Genomic DNA, 15,155 nt, shown 5'->3' with positions numbered 1-15,155 from the left:
CCGTTGCGTATCGCCGTTGTGGGGGGCGGCGTTTCCGGACTTTCCGCCGCCTGGCTCCTGAGCTCTCGCCACGAGGTGACCCTGTTCGAAGGCGACGGCCGCGTCGGCGGCCACGCCCACACGGTGGAGGCGCCCGGCGGCCCCGAAGGCGTGATCCCGGTCGATACCGGCTTCATCGTCTTCAACGAGGACAACTATCCGAACTTCACCGCCCTGCTGAAGCATCTGGAGACGCCCAGCATCGACGCCGACATGGCGCTCAGCGTCTCCCTGGATGACGGGGCGTTCGAGTACTCGTCCGGTTCGCTCTTCGCCCAGAAACGCAACTTCTTCAGCGCCCGCTACTGGGGCATGCTGCGGGACGTCACCCGCTTCTACCGCAACGGGCCCAAGGATCTGGCCGAGCTGGACTCGCCCCTGACCAGCCTGGACGACTATCTGAAGCAGAAGGGCTACTGCCAGGCCTTCCGCGACGACCACCTGCTGCCCCAGGCGGCGGCCATCTGGTCGACGCCGCTCGCGGCGATCCGGGAATATCCGGCCGCGGCCCTGATCCGCTTCTTCCAGAACCACGGCATGATGCAGGTGTTCGGCCGCGGCCTCTGGCGGACGGTCGAGGGCGGCAGCCGCGCCTATGTCGGGAAGCTGGTGGACGCCTTCCGGGGCGAGGTGCGCACGGGCGTGCGGGTCACCGGCGTGCGGCGCGAGGCCGGCGGGGTCGATATCCGCCTGGCGAGCGGTCAGGTGGAGCGCTTCGACGAGGTGGTGATCGCCACCCACGGCGATCAGGCCCTGGCCCTGCTGGAGGATCCCACGGCGGAGGAGACGCGGCTCCTATCGGCCTTCCGCTACACCCGCAACCTGGCGGTGCTGCACACCGATCCGGCCCTGATGCCGCGCCGCCGGGCGGCCTGGACCAGCTGGAACCACATCGGCCGCCGCAACGCCCCACAGGAGGGCTGCGTCACCTATTGGATGAACCGGCTTCAGAGCCTGCCGGCCAAGCCGGAACTGTTCGTCACCCTCAACCCGACCCGGGAGATCGCGGCCGACGCGGTGATCCGCACCGATGTCTATGACCATCCCCTGTTCGATGGCGGGGCGATCGCCGCCCAGCAGGAGCTCTGGGGTCTGCAAGGCGTGAAGCGGACCTGGTTCTGCGGCTCCTACTTCGGGCATGGCTTCCATGAGGACGGCCTGCAGTCGGGCCTGGCCGTGGCCGAGCAATTGGGCGGCGTGCGCCGGCCCTGGTCGGTGAAGGACGAGTCCGGACGCATCCACGTGGCGACTCAGGCTCCCGGCGCCCTGGCCGAGGCCGCCGCGTGAGCCAGCGCGCCAGCGCCCTCTATCCCGGCCTCGTCGCTCACCGACGGACGCGCCCACGGGCGCACGCCCTGCGCTATCGCATCTTCATGTTGCTGCTGGACCTGGATGAAGGTCCGGCGCTGGCCCGGGGCCTCCGTCTGTTCGGCTTCGATGCGCCTGGCCTGACCAGTTTCCAGACCCGCGACCATGGGGATGGTTCCGACACTCCGCTGAAAATGCAGGTGGAACGGCATCTGGCCGAGGCGGGCGTTGAGGCCGGCGGGGCGGTGCGTCTGCTTTGCATGCCGCGGGTGCTGGGCGGAGTGTTCAACCCGCTGAGCGTCTATTTCTGCCATCGGCCGGACGGGGCGCTCTGCGCGATCCTCTATGAGGTCAACAACACGTTCGGCGACCGCCACAGCTATCTGATCCCCGTGGCGGATGACGGGCCAGGCGGCGTCGTGCGCCAGACCGCCGACAAGGTGTTCTTCGTCTCGCCCTTCATGGACATGGACCTGACCTACGCCTTCAAGGTCCGCCCGCCGGGTCCGGGCGGACTGGCGGTGAGCATCGACGTGGCCGACGCCGGGGGACCTCTGTTGTCGGCCAGTTTCGTGGGCCAGTCCCGGCCCCTGGAAGACCGCCATCTGCTGGCCGCCTGGCTCGCCCACCCCTGGATGACGCTGGGCGTCATGGGCGCGATCCACTGGGAGGCCCTGAAGATCTGGCTGAAGGGCGAGCGGATCCGGCCAAGGCCCCAGGCGCCGCAGAACCCCGTCACCCTGACGCCACAGGCCAGACCCCTGGCGGCCTGACGCCAACTTGTCTGCCCTGTCTGGCCGCCCGCATGGGGGTGGATGTCACGTAGGCTGACTATTTGGCGGGCGCGTCAAAAGATGGTGGCGCGACCCCTGGTGGCGCCGCATGATGGCGTCATATCAAGATTGGACATTTTCAGATGAGTGATTCACGCCCCTCCCCCAGGGATGCGGCGGCGGATTCTGTGTCGATTGACGTCTCGGCTATGCCCCGGGTGCTGCGCAGAATCATGGGGTTGGCCCTGCGCTATCCAGGCCTGGTCGCCCTGGCCGTCGGCTGCTCCATCGGCGCAGCCCTGTTCAGCCTCACCCTGCCGCGCCTGTTCGGCCAGGCGGTGGACCAGGCCCATCTGCTGCTCGCCAGTGAAGCCGCCAGCACCGAGGATGTGCAGCGCGCCCTGGTCAGCACGGCTCTTCTTGTTCTCGGCGCCGCGAGCCTGCGCGGACTGCTGACCGGCTATGGCGGCTATGTGGCCGAAAAGGTCAGCCAGAAGGTGGCCTACGACCTGCGGCTGTCCTTTTTCCAGCAGCTCCAGCGCCTGTCCTTCGGCTTCCACGACAAGATTCACTCCGGCGACCTGGTGACCCGGGGCATGTTGGACCTGGAGGGGACGCGGGCCTTCATCCAGGGCGGCATGATGCAGACCCTGACGCTGGTCATGCTGCTGTCGGTCTCGGCCTTCATGATGTTCTCGACCGACGTGACCATGGCCTTCCTGGCCCTGGCCTTCGTGCCGTTCGCCAGCTGGGTGCTGGCGCGGATGGGGATCATGCTGCGGGTGACCTGGTTGCGGGTCCAGCAGCTCATGTCGGTGCTGACGCTGACCATGGAGGAGAACCTCCAGGGCATCCGGGTGGTGCGCGCCTTCTCGGCCAAGGCCTTCGAGATGGGCAAGTTCGACGTCGCCGCCGACAACGCCCTGCAATATTCGTTCAAGCGCATCACCCTGCGCTTCCGGGCGATCACCGCCATGACGCTGAGCTACTACGGCTCCATGGCCCTGCTGCTCTGGTACGGCGGCCACCAGGTGATCGCCGGCGCCATGTCGGTCGGCCGGCTCACCGAATTCCTCGCCTATATGACTCTGCTGCAGGCGCCGATCCGGCAGATCGCCATGATCTTCGCCTCCGCCGCGCGGGCCACCTCGTCCGGCGGCCGGGTGTTCGAGGTCCTGGACCTGGAGCCCGAGATCGCCGACGCGCCGGGCGCCCGGCCGCTCGCGCCGACGCAAGGAATCTTGCGCTTCGAGCATGTGGACTTTTCCTATGACGAGGGCCGCCCGGTTCTGAGCGATGTCAGCTTCGAGGTCCGGCCGGGCCAGACCCTGGGCGTCGTCGGCGCGCCGGGCAGCGGCAAGTCGACCATCGCCAACCTGATCCCCCGCTTCTACGACGTGACCGGCGGCCGTATCACCATCGACGGCCAGGACATCCGCGAGGTCAGCCTGGCCTCGCTGCGGGAATATGTCGGCCTGGTGCAGCAGGAGGCCTTCCTGTTCGACACCACCGTGACCAACAATGTCGCCTATGCCGATCCCTGGGCCGAGGAGGACCGCATCGTCGGCGCCGCCCGCACCGCCCAGCTGCACGACTATATCGCGGGCCTTCCCACGGGATACACGACCCGGGTGGGCGAGCGGGGCGTGGCCCTGTCCGGCGGCCAGCGCCAGCGGATGTCCATCGCCCGCGGCGTGGTGCCGGGGCCCGGCGTCATGATCTTCGACGACTCCACCGCCGCCATCGACGCGGTCACCGAGCGCAAGGTCCGCGACGCCCTGGCCAGCGCCACCAAGGCCAAGGCGACCGTGATCATCGCCCACCGGCTTTCGTCCCTGATGCACGCCGACCAGATCATCGTGCTGGATGAGGGCCGCGTGGTGGAGCGAGGCGACCACCGCAGCCTGGTGGCGGCCGGCGGCGTCTATGCCGACCTCTACGCCCTCCAGACCCGCGCCGATCATGTGGGGCTGTCCGAAGACCTTCCGCCGGAGCCGACGGCCGATCCCGAAGTGGTCGCCAACCAGATCCAAGGGGTGCGGGCATGAGCGATTTCGTCTTCGATCGCGGGACCGACGTCGCCTCGCAGACGCCCCGCCGGCCCCGGGCCACGCTGGGCAGCGATGACGCCGAGGAGATCTTCGCCTCGATCAACCCCAAGGTCCTGGGGCGGTTCGTCCACTATCTGAAGCCGCACAAGGCCTTCGTCATCGGCGCGCAAATCTCCGTGCTGATCTCCGCGGCCACAGCCATCGCCATCCCCTATATGATCGGCCAGGCGGTGAACGCCGCGGTCGGCGGCGGCGACAATGCGCGGCTGGATCAGATCATCGCCATCTTCGTCGGCGTGGTGATCCTGAACGCCGGGGCCTTCTTCCTGGAACAGTGGATGAGTTCGCGGTTGGCCCAGCGGGTCATCTTCGACGTCCGCCGCTCCATGTTCAGCCACTTCCAGGACGTGTCCCTGTCCTTCATGGACAAGACCCATGTGGGCCGAATCATGGCCCGGCTTCAGGGGGACGTGAACGCCCTGCAGGAGTTCCTCGAGAGCACGACCGGGGCTGTGGGCGACATCGCGCTCCTGATCGGCATCACGGTCGCCCTGCTCAGCATGGACCTGCAACTGGGCTTGCTGACCCTGACGGTGATCCCGGCCCTGATCGTCGTCCGGGCCATCTGGCTGCCCTTTTCCAAGAAGACCTTCCGTGAGGCCCGCGACGCCTCGTCCACGGCCAACAGCGCGCTCGCCGAGAACATCCAGGGGGTTCGAACCGTCCAGGAGAGCCGTCGCGAGGCGATGAACTTCGAGCTCTATTCGGAGAAGGCCCGGGAGAACATGAACGCCCAGAACAACTCGGCGGCCATGACCCAGGTGATGGTCCCGACGGTGGACGTTCTGACCGGCCTCGCCATGGGCATCGTCATCGTCGTCGGTGGCAACGCCGTGCTCGGGGGCCGCCTCGACGTCGGCGTCATGGTCGCCTTCATCTTCTATGTGCAGCGGTTCTTCGACCCCGTCCGCATGCTGTCCATGCAGTACACCATCATGCAGCGGGCCATGGCCGCGGGGCATCGCATCTTCGAAGTGCTCGATGTCCCGGTGACGATCGTCGACAAGCCGGACGCCGAACCCCTGGCCGACTTCGAGCCGACGGTCGAATTCCGCAATGTCACCTTCGGCTATGACCCGGCCCGGCCAGTGCTGCACAATGTGAGCTTCGAGGTGAAGCCCCGCCAGGTGGTGGCCCTGGTCGGCCCCACGGGCTCAGGCAAGACCAGCATCATCGCGCTGGCCCACCGCTTCTATGAGGTGGACAAGGGCCAGGTGCTGATCGGCGGCCGCGACGTGCGCGACGTGACGCTGGAGTCGCTCGGCCGCAACATCGGCATGGTGCTGCAGGAGCCCTTCCTGTTCAGCGGCACCATCGAGGAGAACATCCGCTACAACACCGAAGGCGCCACCCGCGAGGACGTGATCGCGGCGGCCAAGTCGGTCTCGGCCCATGACTTCATCATGCGCCTGCCCGAGGGCTACGACACCCAGCTCGGCCAGCGGGGCCGCAATATCTCGCTGGGCCAGCGGCAGTTGCTGTCCTTCGCCCGGGCGCTGGTGGCCGACCCGCAGATCCTGATCCTCGACGAGGCCACGGCCAACATCGACTCCTTCACCGAACAGGCGATCCAGAAGGCGTTGAAGGTGCTGTTCGCGGGCCGGACCTGCATCGTCATCGCCCACCGCCTGGCCACGATCCGCGACGCCGACAAGATCATCGTCCTGCAGCAGGGCCACATCCTGGAGCAGGGGCCGCATGAGGTTCTGATGGCCAATGAGGGCCTCTATTCACGGCTCTACACCTCGGCCCACGCCTCCTTCGACGACGCCCAGGTGGCCGCCACCGGCGACGCGGAGTTCGCGACCCGGACATGATCGCGCCGCTCGACCTGCCCGCGCCCCTGGTCCGAACGCTGGATCGCCTGTCGCTGGCGGCGGGCGGACTTGATGGGCCCTGGTGGATCTTCGGCAGCGCCGCCATGAGGCTGATGGGAGCTGCGGACATCGAGGCGGAGGACGTGGACCTCCTGCTCGGACAGGCTGACGCCGAACGACTGGCCGCCCGTCTCGGGGCCGCCCGCATCGAGGGCGCTGGCGAGCGGTTTCGTTCGGCCTATTTCGCCAAGGCGCAGACAGACGACCTGCGTATCGAGATCATGTCGGGCCTGGAGGTCCGGACCGCAGAGGGATGGCGGCGGGTCTCGCCCAGGACCCGGACCCTGGTGGCCTGGGCGCCCCACCCCCTGCCCCTGCCTGACCGGGAAGAACTCATCGAGATCTGCCGCCTGTTCGGCCGCCCCAAGGACATTGCGCGCGCCGCAATGCTGGAACAGCTCAGCGGCTGACCCTTCCTTCCCCGGCTTGAAGGGGTTTAGGAACCAAGGCCGTCGTTGAGGACGACTGTCACCTCAGGGCAGGGCGAGACCACGTTCGCCCCGTCGTGCGCGGCGCGGATGTCCAGCCGTATCGCCTGCGGCGGTCCCCAGGGAGTCGCGAGGATCAACTGGGTTGAGCCCAGGTCGAACCCCGCGCCTTCATAGGGCGGTAGATGAGATCGCACAGGGCCGAGGGGCTGGGTCCCCAAGGCCGCGAGAACTCCACGGGCCGCTTCCAGGTCAGCCTCGGGAAGCCAGACGCGGGAGAGGATGGCCGCGCCTGCCCCTGGCGCTGTGGGATCGTAGAGCGGACTTGCGAAGTCCGGCGGGCTGGGGGCGCCAGGGTGGTAGGCGATCACAAACATCTGGGAGGCCAGCCCCTGTCCTTTTCGGAACGACAGCAGGTCCCAGGGCGCCTCAAGTTCTGGCTGCGCCGCATCGGCCCGGCGGGCCGCCTTGGCGCGCAGGCCGACGGCTGTGACTTGGCGTTCGATCTGGTCGATGTCGCCGTTCAGGCCAAGCAGCCGGTGATAGGGACGGACGCCATCTGGCCCTGGCCCGACCTGATGGACATCGAGGAATGGCCCATTGGCGAACCGAACGCCGCGGGCCACGAGCGTCCCGCCAGGCGCGTAGCCGTCGACAATCCCCAGATGGGTGGCCTTGGCGATGATCCGCAGCAGCTCATCTCTCTGGTCGGTCCAGATGGCGATGTGGTCGAGGGCGATCATCGGTCTAGCCTGCGTCTATCGGTCCGGCGCCAGGCCTGGCCTGGCCTCCACGTCGCGGGCGGTGACGGGGTCGCCGCATTCGGAGCAGACCTGGATGGCGTGGAAGTCGCAACCGCAGCCCTTGTGTCGACGCAGGATCGGCGGGCCATCAGCGCCGGCATAGTGGCGGTCGCCCCAGTCGACGAGGGCCATGATCACAGGATGCAGGTCCAGGCCCTTGGTGGTCAGGCGGTATTCGTGGCGGACGGGGCGGTCCTGATAGGGGCGGCGTTCCAGCACGCCCTCGGCCACCAGGGTGTTCAGCCGCTCGGTGACGATGCTGCGGGAAATGCCCAGTCTCGCCTGGAACGCCTCGAACCGGCGGACGCCTAAGAAGACGTCGCGCAGGATCATCAGGGTCCAGCGGTCGCCGATCACCGCTAGGGACCGCGCCACCGAACAGGGCTCGCGGGCCAGATCATCCCATCTCATCGAAGCGCCTCCTGCTGCCCGTCAATGATGCGATTGACTCCGTTCAAATTCAATACGAACCTGAGTTCGAATTCAGAACGGAGTAGCTCATGGTCGATCAACCGAGAGGCGCCTGCGTGGTCATCGGCGCCGGGGATGGGGTCGGCGGGGCGATCGCCAAAGCCTTCGCCGCCGAGGGCCTGGTGGCCTGCGTCACGCGGCGGCCCCGCAACGGCGACCAGCTCCAGAGCCTGGCCGACGAGATCATCGCCGCTGGCGGCGAGGCCCGCGCCTATGGCGTCGACGCCCGGGACGAGGCCGAGATGGCCGCCCTGTTCGACCGCATCGAGACCGAGGTCGGACCGATCGAGGTGGTGGTGTTCAACATCGGGGCCAATGTGCGTTTTCCGATCCTGGAAACCACCAGCCGGGTCTTCACCAAGGTCTGGGAGATGGCTTGCTTCGCGGGCTTCCTCACCGGCCGCGAGGCGGCCCGGGTGATGTCGCCAAGGCGGCGCGGGACGATCCTGTTCACCGGCGCCACGGCCTCGGTGCGCGGGCGCGACGGGTTCGCCGCCTTCGCCGCGGCCAAGCACGGCCTGCGCGCGGTCGCCCAGAGCCTGGCCCGCGAACTGGGGCCGCAAGGGATCCACGTGGTCCACATCGTGGTGGACGGCGCCATCGACGGCGTGTTCAGCCGTAGCAACATGCCCGACATCGAAAAGCGTCTGGCCGAGGACTCCATCCTCAAGCCCGCCGACATCGCCGCCACCTATGTGGCCCTGCACCGCCAGGCGCGGTCGGCCTGGACCCATGAACTCGATCTTCGTCCGTGGTCGGAGAGCTGGTGAGCAAGGAGAGAGCCCCTATGGCCGCCACCCTGGAATTCCTGTTCGATTTCGGCAGTCCCAACGCCTACCTGTCCTGGCGCGCTCTGCCGCCGATCCTGGCCCGCACCGGCGCCGACCTGGCTGTGCGGCCGGTCCTGCTGGGCGGCCTCTTCAAGCTGACGGGCAATCAGTCGCCGGTGCAGGCCTTCGCCGAGGTGAAGGGCAAGCTCGCCTATGAAAACCTGGAGACCCGGCGGTTCGTCGCCCGCCATGGGCTCTCGGCCTTCCAGATGAACCCGCACTTTCCGGTCAACACCCTGCTGATCATGCGCGGCCTGGTCGCCGCCCGGCGGGCCGGCGTCGAAACCCCCTATATCGAGGCCGTCCTGGCGGCCATGTGGGAGGACGGACGCAAGATGGATGATCCGACCGTGGTGGCCGAAGTCCTCTCCGCCGCCGGCCTCGACGCCCGCGGCCTGCTGGAGGCGACGCAAGACCCCGACGTCAAGGCCGAGCTGCTGGCCGGGACGGAAGCCGCGGCCGCCCGGGGCGCATTCGGCGTTCCTACCTTCTTCGTGGGCGAGGAGATGTTCTTCGGCAAGGACCGGCTGGCCCAGGTCGAGGAGGCGCTCAGCGCCTGAGGCGTGCGACGCCCATTGCGCAGGATCAAGGCGCAGCCCACATTCGCGGCGAAACTGCGCCATCACCGCTTTGGAGCGCCCGCCTTGACCCGACTGTTCGCCCGCCTCGCCCGCGTCGCCGTCCTGATCGCCGTCCCGCTGGCGCTCGCCGGCTGCGGCATCAACACCATTCCCACCAAGGACGAGCGCGCCAAGGCCGCCTGGGCCGAGGTGCAGAACCAGTATCAGCGCCGCTCGGACCTGATCCCTAACCTGGTCTCCACCGTCCAGGGCTTCGCCGCCCAGGAGCGTGAGGTCCTGGTGGCCGTCACCGAGGCGCGGGCCTCGGCCACCCAGGTCCAGGTCAACGCCGACACCGTCACCGACCCTGAGCAGTTCCAGCGGTTCGCCGAGGCGCAGAACCAGCTGTCGGGCGTGCTGGGCCGGCTGATGATGATTCAGGAGCGCTATCCGGAGCTGAAGTCCAACCAGAACTTCCTGGCCCTTCAGAGCCAGCTCGAAGGCACTGAAAACCGTATCGCCATCGCCCGGCGCGACTACAATGAGGCGGTGCGCGACTACAACACCGAGATCCGCACCTTCCCGGGCGCCATCTGGGCCAACACGGTCCATGGCTGGGCCGAGCCCATGCAGACCTTCGAGGCGTCGGCCTCGGCGCAGACCGCGCCGACGGTGACCTTCGAACAGCCGGCGGCGCCGGCCGCGCAGCCTCCGGTTCCCGCGCCCGCGCCGCTTCCGGCGCCGGCCCCTGCCGCTGAGCCCGCGCCGGCCCAATGAAGTCGCTTGGCGCGCTCTGCGCCCTGGCCTTTGGTCTCGTCCTGGCGTTGGCCGGGACGGGACACGCCCAGACCGCGCCCAGCTTTCCGGCGCTGACCGGACGCGTGGTCGATGGCGCGAACATGCTGTCGGCCCAGACCGAGGCGCAGCTGACCCAGCAACTGGCTGCGCTGGAAACTTCCACCGGCCGCCAGCTGGTGGTGGTCACCCTGGCCGATCTTCAGGGCTATGAGATCGAGGACTACGGCTATCAGCTCGGCCGTCATTGGGGGATCGGCGACGCCGAGACCGATTCCGGCGCCCTGTTCATCGTCGCCCCCAACCAGCGCAAGGTCCGCATCGAGGTGGGCTATGGTCTGGAGCCGATCCTCACCGACGCCCTGTCCTCCACCATCCTCCAGGCCGTGGTCCTGCCGCAGTTTCGCGACGGCGCCATGGAAGAGGGCGTGATCGCCGGGACCCAGGCCATCATCGATCAGCTGGCCCTGCCGGAAGACGAGGCCATGGCCCGGGCCGCGGCGGCGGCCGAACAGCCCCAAGCCGAAGAGGGCCTGATCGCGCCGATCATCTTCGTCCTGTTCATCGTGCTCTGGATCATCGGCGGCTTCATGGGCGCCTTCGGGCGAGGCCGCGGACGGCGGGGTCGGGGGAGCAGCCTCTGGTGGCTCCTGCCCCTGCTGCTCTCCAGCAGCGGCGGTCGCGGGGGCGGCGGCGGTGGTGGTTTCGGCGGGGGCGGCGGGTTTGGCGGCGGCGGCTTCTCGGGCGGCGGCGGCGGTTTCGGCGGCGGCGGATCCTCGGGGAGCTGGTGAGATGCTAAGCGATCAGGACACCCAGAAGGTCAAGGCGGCCGTCCGCGCCGCCGAGACCCGCACCCGCGGCGAGCTCTATTGCGTCATCGCCGAGGAATCCTCCGACTATCGCGAGACCCCGTTCCTGTGGGCGGGCCTGACGGCGCTGGCGGCGCCCGCCATCCTGCTGTTGGCCGGGGTGCAGGTTTCGGTCCCCGACGCCTTTGCGCCCTGGACCGCAGCCCAGGCCGGCGCGGCGGCCGAGATGGCGGTGCGTGGCGCGCTGACCGCGACCCTGGTCCTGCAGGCGGTGCTGTTCATCCTGGTCGCGGCGGTGGGCTCGCTGGAGCCGGTCCGTCGGTTCATGACGCCGCGCAGCGTCAAGCTGGATCGCACGCGGTGCCATGCCCAGGAACTGTTCCTGGCCCGCAACCTGCACCAGACCCGCGAGCGCACCGGTGTGCTGATCTTCATCTCCCTGGCCGAACACGCCGCCGAGCTGATCGCCGATGAGGGCATCGCCGCCGTGGTGGATCAGAAGCGCTGGGACGACGCCATCGCCACCCTGGTCTCCGAGGCCAAGGCCGGGCGGCCCGGCGACGGCCTGGCGGCGGCCGTCACCCAGGTGGGCGATATCCTGGCCGAGCATTTCCCGGCCGACCCGAACGACAATCCCAACGAGCTGCCGGACGCCGTCATTCAGATCCCGCAGCTCTGACGCGGCGCTCGAACAGGCGTTTACACCGCCCCTGCGCACCCCGTACTCTCGGTATCTGAGGAAACGAGAACAAGGGGACGGGGCATGGCCTACGAGCTCAACGTCAACGGCAAGGCGATGACCGCCGACGTGGAGGCCGATACGCCGCTCCTTTGGGTGCTGCGCGATACGTTGGGCCTCGTGGGGACCAAGTACGGCTGCGGGATCGCCCAGTGCGGCGCCTGTACGGTCCATGCCGACGGCGCGCCGATCCGCGCCTGCGTGACGCCCGTCGAGGCCATCGGCGCCGCCCAGATCACCACCATCGAAGGCGCGGCCGGTCTTGAGGTCGGCCGCCGCGTTCAGCAGGCCTGGAGCGAGCTGGACGTGGCCCAGTGCGGCTACTGCCAGCCGGGCCAGATCATGTCGGCCACCGCCCTGCTGGCGGAAAATCCCTCGCCCAGCGACGCCGATATCGACGCGGCCATGGCCGGAAACATCTGCCGCTGCGCCACCTATGTGCGCATCCGCGCCGCGATCAAGCGCGCCGCCGGCCAGGAGGCCTGAGGACCATGGGCATCATCTCGAACATCGCCGAAGGCTTCTCCCCCTCCCGCCGGGCCGTCCTGGCCGGCGGCGGCGCGGGCGGCCTGGTCCTGGCCTTCAGCCTCGGCGGCAAGGGCGTGGCGGCTGACACGCCGACGGCGCTGAACGCCTATGTGCAGATCGCCACGGACGGCATCGTCACCATCGTCTCCAAGAACCCGGAGATCGGCCAGGGGATCAAGACCTCCCTGCCCATGCTGATCGCCGAGGAGCTGGACGTGGACTGGGCCAATGTCCGCACCGTCCAGGCCGACAACGACCCGGTCGCCTATGGCCGGCAGTTCGCCGGCGGCAGCATGGCCACGCCCCTGCACTGGGACCAGTTGCGCCAGGTGGGCGCTGCCGGCCGGGCCATGCTGCTGGCCGCCGCCGCCGCTGATTGGGGCGTCGAGGCGTCCAGCCTGACCACCGAGCCGGGCGTCGTCGTCCATGCCGCCAGCGGCCGCCGGGCGCCCTATGGGTCCCTCGCCGCCAAGGCCGCAGGCCTGACCGCGCCGGAGCTGTCCAGCGTGCCGCTGAAGGATGCGAGCGCCTATCGCATCATCGGCCAACCCATCCCCCAGGTGGACACCGCCGCCATCGTCACCGGCCAGCCCCTGTTCGGCATCGATATGCGCCTGCCGGGCATGCTGTACGCCGCCTACGCCAAGGCCCCGGTGTTTGGCGCCAAGGTGGCCAGCGCCGACCTGGCCGCAGCCCAAGCGGTCAAAGGCGTGCGTCGGGCCTTCGTGGTCGAGGGCGGGACCGAGTTCGACGGCCTGCTGCCCGGCGTGGCCGTGGTCGCCGACAGCTGGTGGGCCGCCAACAAGGGCCGCAAAGCGCTAAATGTTCAGTGGGCGGAGCATGCGACCTCCAGCCAGTCCAGCCAGGGCTATGCGGGACAGGCCCGCAGCCTGGTCGAAGCCAAGGCTGGCAAGAGCCTGCGCAGTGACGGCGACGTGGAGGCCGCGCTGGCCAGTTCGGCCAAGACGGTGGAGGCCGACTACTTCTATCCCTTCCTGTCCCACGCGACGTTGGAGCCGCAGAACTGCACGGCCCACTTCCATGACGGCAAGATGGAGATCTGGGCCCCGACCCAGCTGCCCGAGCCCGGCCGCCAGATCGTCGCCAAGACGCTGGGCCTCGCGCCGGAAAACGTCATCGTCCACATGACCCGGTCGGGCGGCGGCTTTGGCCGGCGGCTGATGAACGACTACATGGCCGAGGCCGCCTGGATCGCCAAGGAGATCGGGGCGCCGGTCAAGCTGGTCTGGACCCGCGAAGACGACATGCGCCACGACTTCTACCGTCCGGCGGGCTTCCACCACTTCCGCGGCGGGATCGACGCCTCAGGCAACGTCACCGCCTGGGCCAACCACTTCGTCACCTTCGGCGAGGGCGAAGCCACCGCCCGCAGCGCCGGCATGGCGCCGACCGAATTCCCCGCCCGCTTCATCGACAACTACAGGCTCGACGTCTCGATGATGCCGCTCGGCGTGCCCACGGGTCCGCTCAGGGCGCCGGGCAGCAACGCCATCGCCTTTGTGGTGCAGTCCTTCATCGACGAACTGGCCCATGCCGGCGGGATCGATCCGGTGGAGATGCGCCTGCGCCTGCTGGGCGATCAAGGTCTCGTCGGCGACGACGCCCGCTCGGGCTATGATGCGGCCCGCATGGCCGCCGTCGTGCGACTGGCGGCGGAAAAGTCCGGCTGGGGCGGCGCCCTGCCGGCGCGCCGGGGCAAGGGCATCGCCTTCCACTACAGCCACCTGGGCTATTTCGCCGAGGTCGCCGAGGTTTCGGTGGCCGACGACGGCGCGGTTACGGTCCACAAGGTCTGGGTCGCCGCCGATGTGGGCCGCCAGATCATCAACCCCCTGGGCGCGCTCAACCAGATCGAAGGCTCGGTGATCGACGGCATCTCGGAGATGTTCGGCGAGATCACCATCAAGGACGGCCAGGTCGAGCAGAGCAATTTCGACACCTTCCCCCTGCTGCGCATCGACGCCGCCCCGGTGATCGAGACCCACTTCATCAAGTCCGACAACCCGCCCACGGGCCTCGGCGAACCGGCCCTGCCGCCCGTGGTCCCGGCTGTGACCAACGCCATCTTCGCGGCGACGGGCAAGCGGGTGCGGAGCTTGCCGCTGAAGGCGGGGGAGTTGGTGGCGGGGTAGGCGGCTTATCTGATCTGACAGCCAATCGCTGCGCATTCTCCTTTTGTCGTGTCTCCGGGCGGGGTGCTGTGGCGGCGTTTGCAGAGGTCTACATTGATGAGAGCGGGACCCACGACGGGTCACCTGTCATGTGCGTGGCCGGATATCTCTTCCTGAAAGCAGGAGCAAACCGCTTCACAAGGGAGTGGGGGAAAGTCCTGAAGCGGGAGAAAATTCCCTTCTTCCACATGGTGGACTTCGCGCCCGGCAATCACCCGTTTGACCACATGGACAAGCCGAAGCGCATCGCGATCGAGAAGCAGTTGATTGCCACGATCCATGACTGCGCGGTGTTCGGCTTTTCGGTCACCGTAGATGAGCGAGAGTACAACGAGATTATCACCCCGAAGCCAAGCATCGGCGGGGCATACTCATTCTGCCTGCGGGGCTGCCTTGCTGCAGTTAGCGACTGGCGGAAGCGTACCAATTTCCGAGGTGAGATCGCCTACTTCTTCGAGGCAGGCCACCGAGATCAACGTGAAGCAAACCGGATTATGCACGAGGTGTTCCAGGACGCAGAAGCACGTCGGCGCTTCGCGTACGGGAGTCACACCTTCGTCGAGAAGACAAAGATAGTCCCCCTACAGTCGGCGGATCTTCTGGCGTGGCTTTGGCGCAACGACTTCATCCGTGGGATAAACAAAGTCCGAGTGAGCCGCGCCGACCTCGTGGCTCTTATTAGGCCGCAGGATAAGACCATTGCCTACCGCCGCCCGCTGCTGATGCAGCTTGAGGAGGCAATTACCCGCGTCGGCGGATGGGGGGAATGACTCAGTCGCTTAACACATGCGCTTCTTAGGCGGCGGGGCTTGGCCAGTGAGAAATCGTAGCGCCTGATGCGTACCTACCCGGCTGGTTGACCGACAGCCGAATCTCAATCGCTCACCTGCCC

Annotated in this window: 15 protein-coding genes; 13 read left to right on the top strand and 2 right to left on the bottom strand. The window is 68.1% G+C overall.

What is annotated here, in order from left to right; genetic code table 11:
• Positions 1-3: 3 nt before the first annotated feature.
• The 5 genes from Q8L83_RS13055 to Q8L83_RS13035 all read left to right on the top strand — a co-directional run bounded on the left by Q8L83_RS13055 (position 4) and on the right by Q8L83_RS13035 (position 6,518).
• A complete protein-coding gene (locus tag Q8L83_RS13055) occupies positions 4-1,326 on the top strand; it encodes an NAD(P)/FAD-dependent oxidoreductase (RefSeq protein WP_305287603.1) in 1,323 nt (440 codons plus the stop codon).
• On the top strand, positions 1,323-2,120 hold the full coding sequence (locus Q8L83_RS13050; RefSeq protein ID WP_305287602.1) for a DUF1365 domain-containing protein: 798 nt from the start codon (positions 1,323-1,325) through the stop codon (positions 2,118-2,120). The genes Q8L83_RS13055 and Q8L83_RS13050 overlap by 4 nt, the downstream gene beginning before the upstream one ends.
• 188 nt (positions 2,121-2,308) lie before the next feature.
• Entirely contained in the window at positions 2,309-4,168 is a 1,860-nt protein-coding gene (locus Q8L83_RS13045) for an ABC transporter ATP-binding protein (RefSeq protein ID WP_305287600.1), read from the top strand.
• A complete protein-coding gene (locus Q8L83_RS13040) occupies positions 4,165-6,048 on the top strand; it encodes an ABC transporter ATP-binding protein (protein ID WP_305287599.1) in 1,884 nt (627 codons plus the stop codon). The genes Q8L83_RS13045 and Q8L83_RS13040 overlap by 4 nt, the downstream gene beginning before the upstream one ends.
• Positions 6,045-6,518, top strand: a complete 474-nt coding sequence (locus Q8L83_RS13035) for a hypothetical protein (protein ID WP_305287597.1) — start codon at positions 6,045-6,047, stop codon at positions 6,516-6,518. Before Q8L83_RS13040 ends, Q8L83_RS13035 begins: the two co-directional genes overlap by 4 nt.
• A 26-nt stretch (positions 6,519-6,544) precedes the next feature.
• Here Q8L83_RS13035 and Q8L83_RS13030 read toward each other — a convergent pair whose 3' ends face one another.
• The gene (locus tag Q8L83_RS13030) at positions 6,545-7,279 is read right to left on the bottom strand and encodes a hypothetical protein (protein ID WP_305287596.1); all 735 of its coding nucleotides are present in this window, start codon (positions 7,277-7,279) and stop codon (positions 6,545-6,547) included.
• Positions 7,280-7,294: 15 nt separating this feature from the next.
• Positions 7,295-7,750, bottom strand: coding sequence for a helix-turn-helix domain-containing protein (locus tag Q8L83_RS13025; protein ID WP_305287595.1), 456 nt, complete (start codon positions 7,748-7,750; stop codon positions 7,295-7,297).
• An 89-nt stretch (positions 7,751-7,839) separates the two neighbouring features.
• Here Q8L83_RS13025 and Q8L83_RS13020 point away from each other — a divergent pair, with 89 nt between their 5' ends.
• The 8 genes from Q8L83_RS13020 (at position 7,840) to Q8L83_RS12985 (ending at position 15,033) form a co-directional block, all read left to right on the top strand.
• Entirely contained in the window at positions 7,840-8,580 is a 741-nt protein-coding gene (locus Q8L83_RS13020) for an SDR family oxidoreductase (RefSeq protein ID WP_305287594.1), read from the top strand.
• Between the two features lie 17 nt (positions 8,581-8,597).
• On the top strand, positions 8,598-9,200 hold the full coding sequence (locus tag Q8L83_RS13015) for a 2-hydroxychromene-2-carboxylate isomerase (RefSeq protein WP_305287592.1): 603 nt from the start codon (positions 8,598-8,600) through the stop codon (positions 9,198-9,200).
• An 84-nt stretch (positions 9,201-9,284) separates the two neighbouring features.
• Entirely contained in the window at positions 9,285-9,977 is a 693-nt protein-coding gene (locus Q8L83_RS13010; protein WP_305287591.1) for a LemA family protein, read from the top strand.
• Positions 9,974-10,786, top strand: a complete 813-nt coding sequence (locus tag Q8L83_RS13005; protein ID WP_305287589.1) for a YgcG family protein — start codon at positions 9,974-9,976, stop codon at positions 10,784-10,786. The genes Q8L83_RS13010 and Q8L83_RS13005 overlap by 4 nt, the downstream gene beginning before the upstream one ends.
• A 1-nt stretch (position 10,787) precedes the next feature.
• A complete protein-coding gene (locus tag Q8L83_RS13000; protein WP_305287587.1) occupies positions 10,788-11,483 on the top strand; it encodes a TPM domain-containing protein in 696 nt (231 codons plus the stop codon).
• A gap of 84 nt (positions 11,484-11,567) precedes the next feature.
• Positions 11,568-12,029 carry a (2Fe-2S)-binding protein gene (locus Q8L83_RS12995; RefSeq protein ID WP_305287585.1) on the top strand — a complete coding sequence of 154 codons (462 nt, stop codon included), beginning with the start codon at positions 11,568-11,570 and terminating at the stop codon, positions 12,027-12,029.
• A 5-nt stretch (positions 12,030-12,034) separates the two neighbouring features.
• Entirely contained in the window at positions 12,035-14,224 is a 2,190-nt protein-coding gene (locus Q8L83_RS12990; RefSeq protein WP_305287583.1) for a xanthine dehydrogenase family protein molybdopterin-binding subunit, read from the top strand.
• Between the two features lie 68 nt (positions 14,225-14,292).
• A complete protein-coding gene (locus Q8L83_RS12985; protein ID WP_305287581.1) occupies positions 14,293-15,033 on the top strand; it encodes a DUF3800 domain-containing protein in 741 nt (246 codons plus the stop codon).
• The last annotated feature ends 122 nt before the right edge of the window (positions 15,034-15,155 follow it).

This window comes from Phenylobacterium sp., assembly GCF_030680185.1.
Classification (GTDB): Bacteria; Pseudomonadota; Alphaproteobacteria; order Caulobacterales; family Caulobacteraceae; genus Phenylobacterium.
Note: the sequence above shows the minus strand (reverse complement) of the source record. Positions and strands in the feature narration are given on the sequence as shown.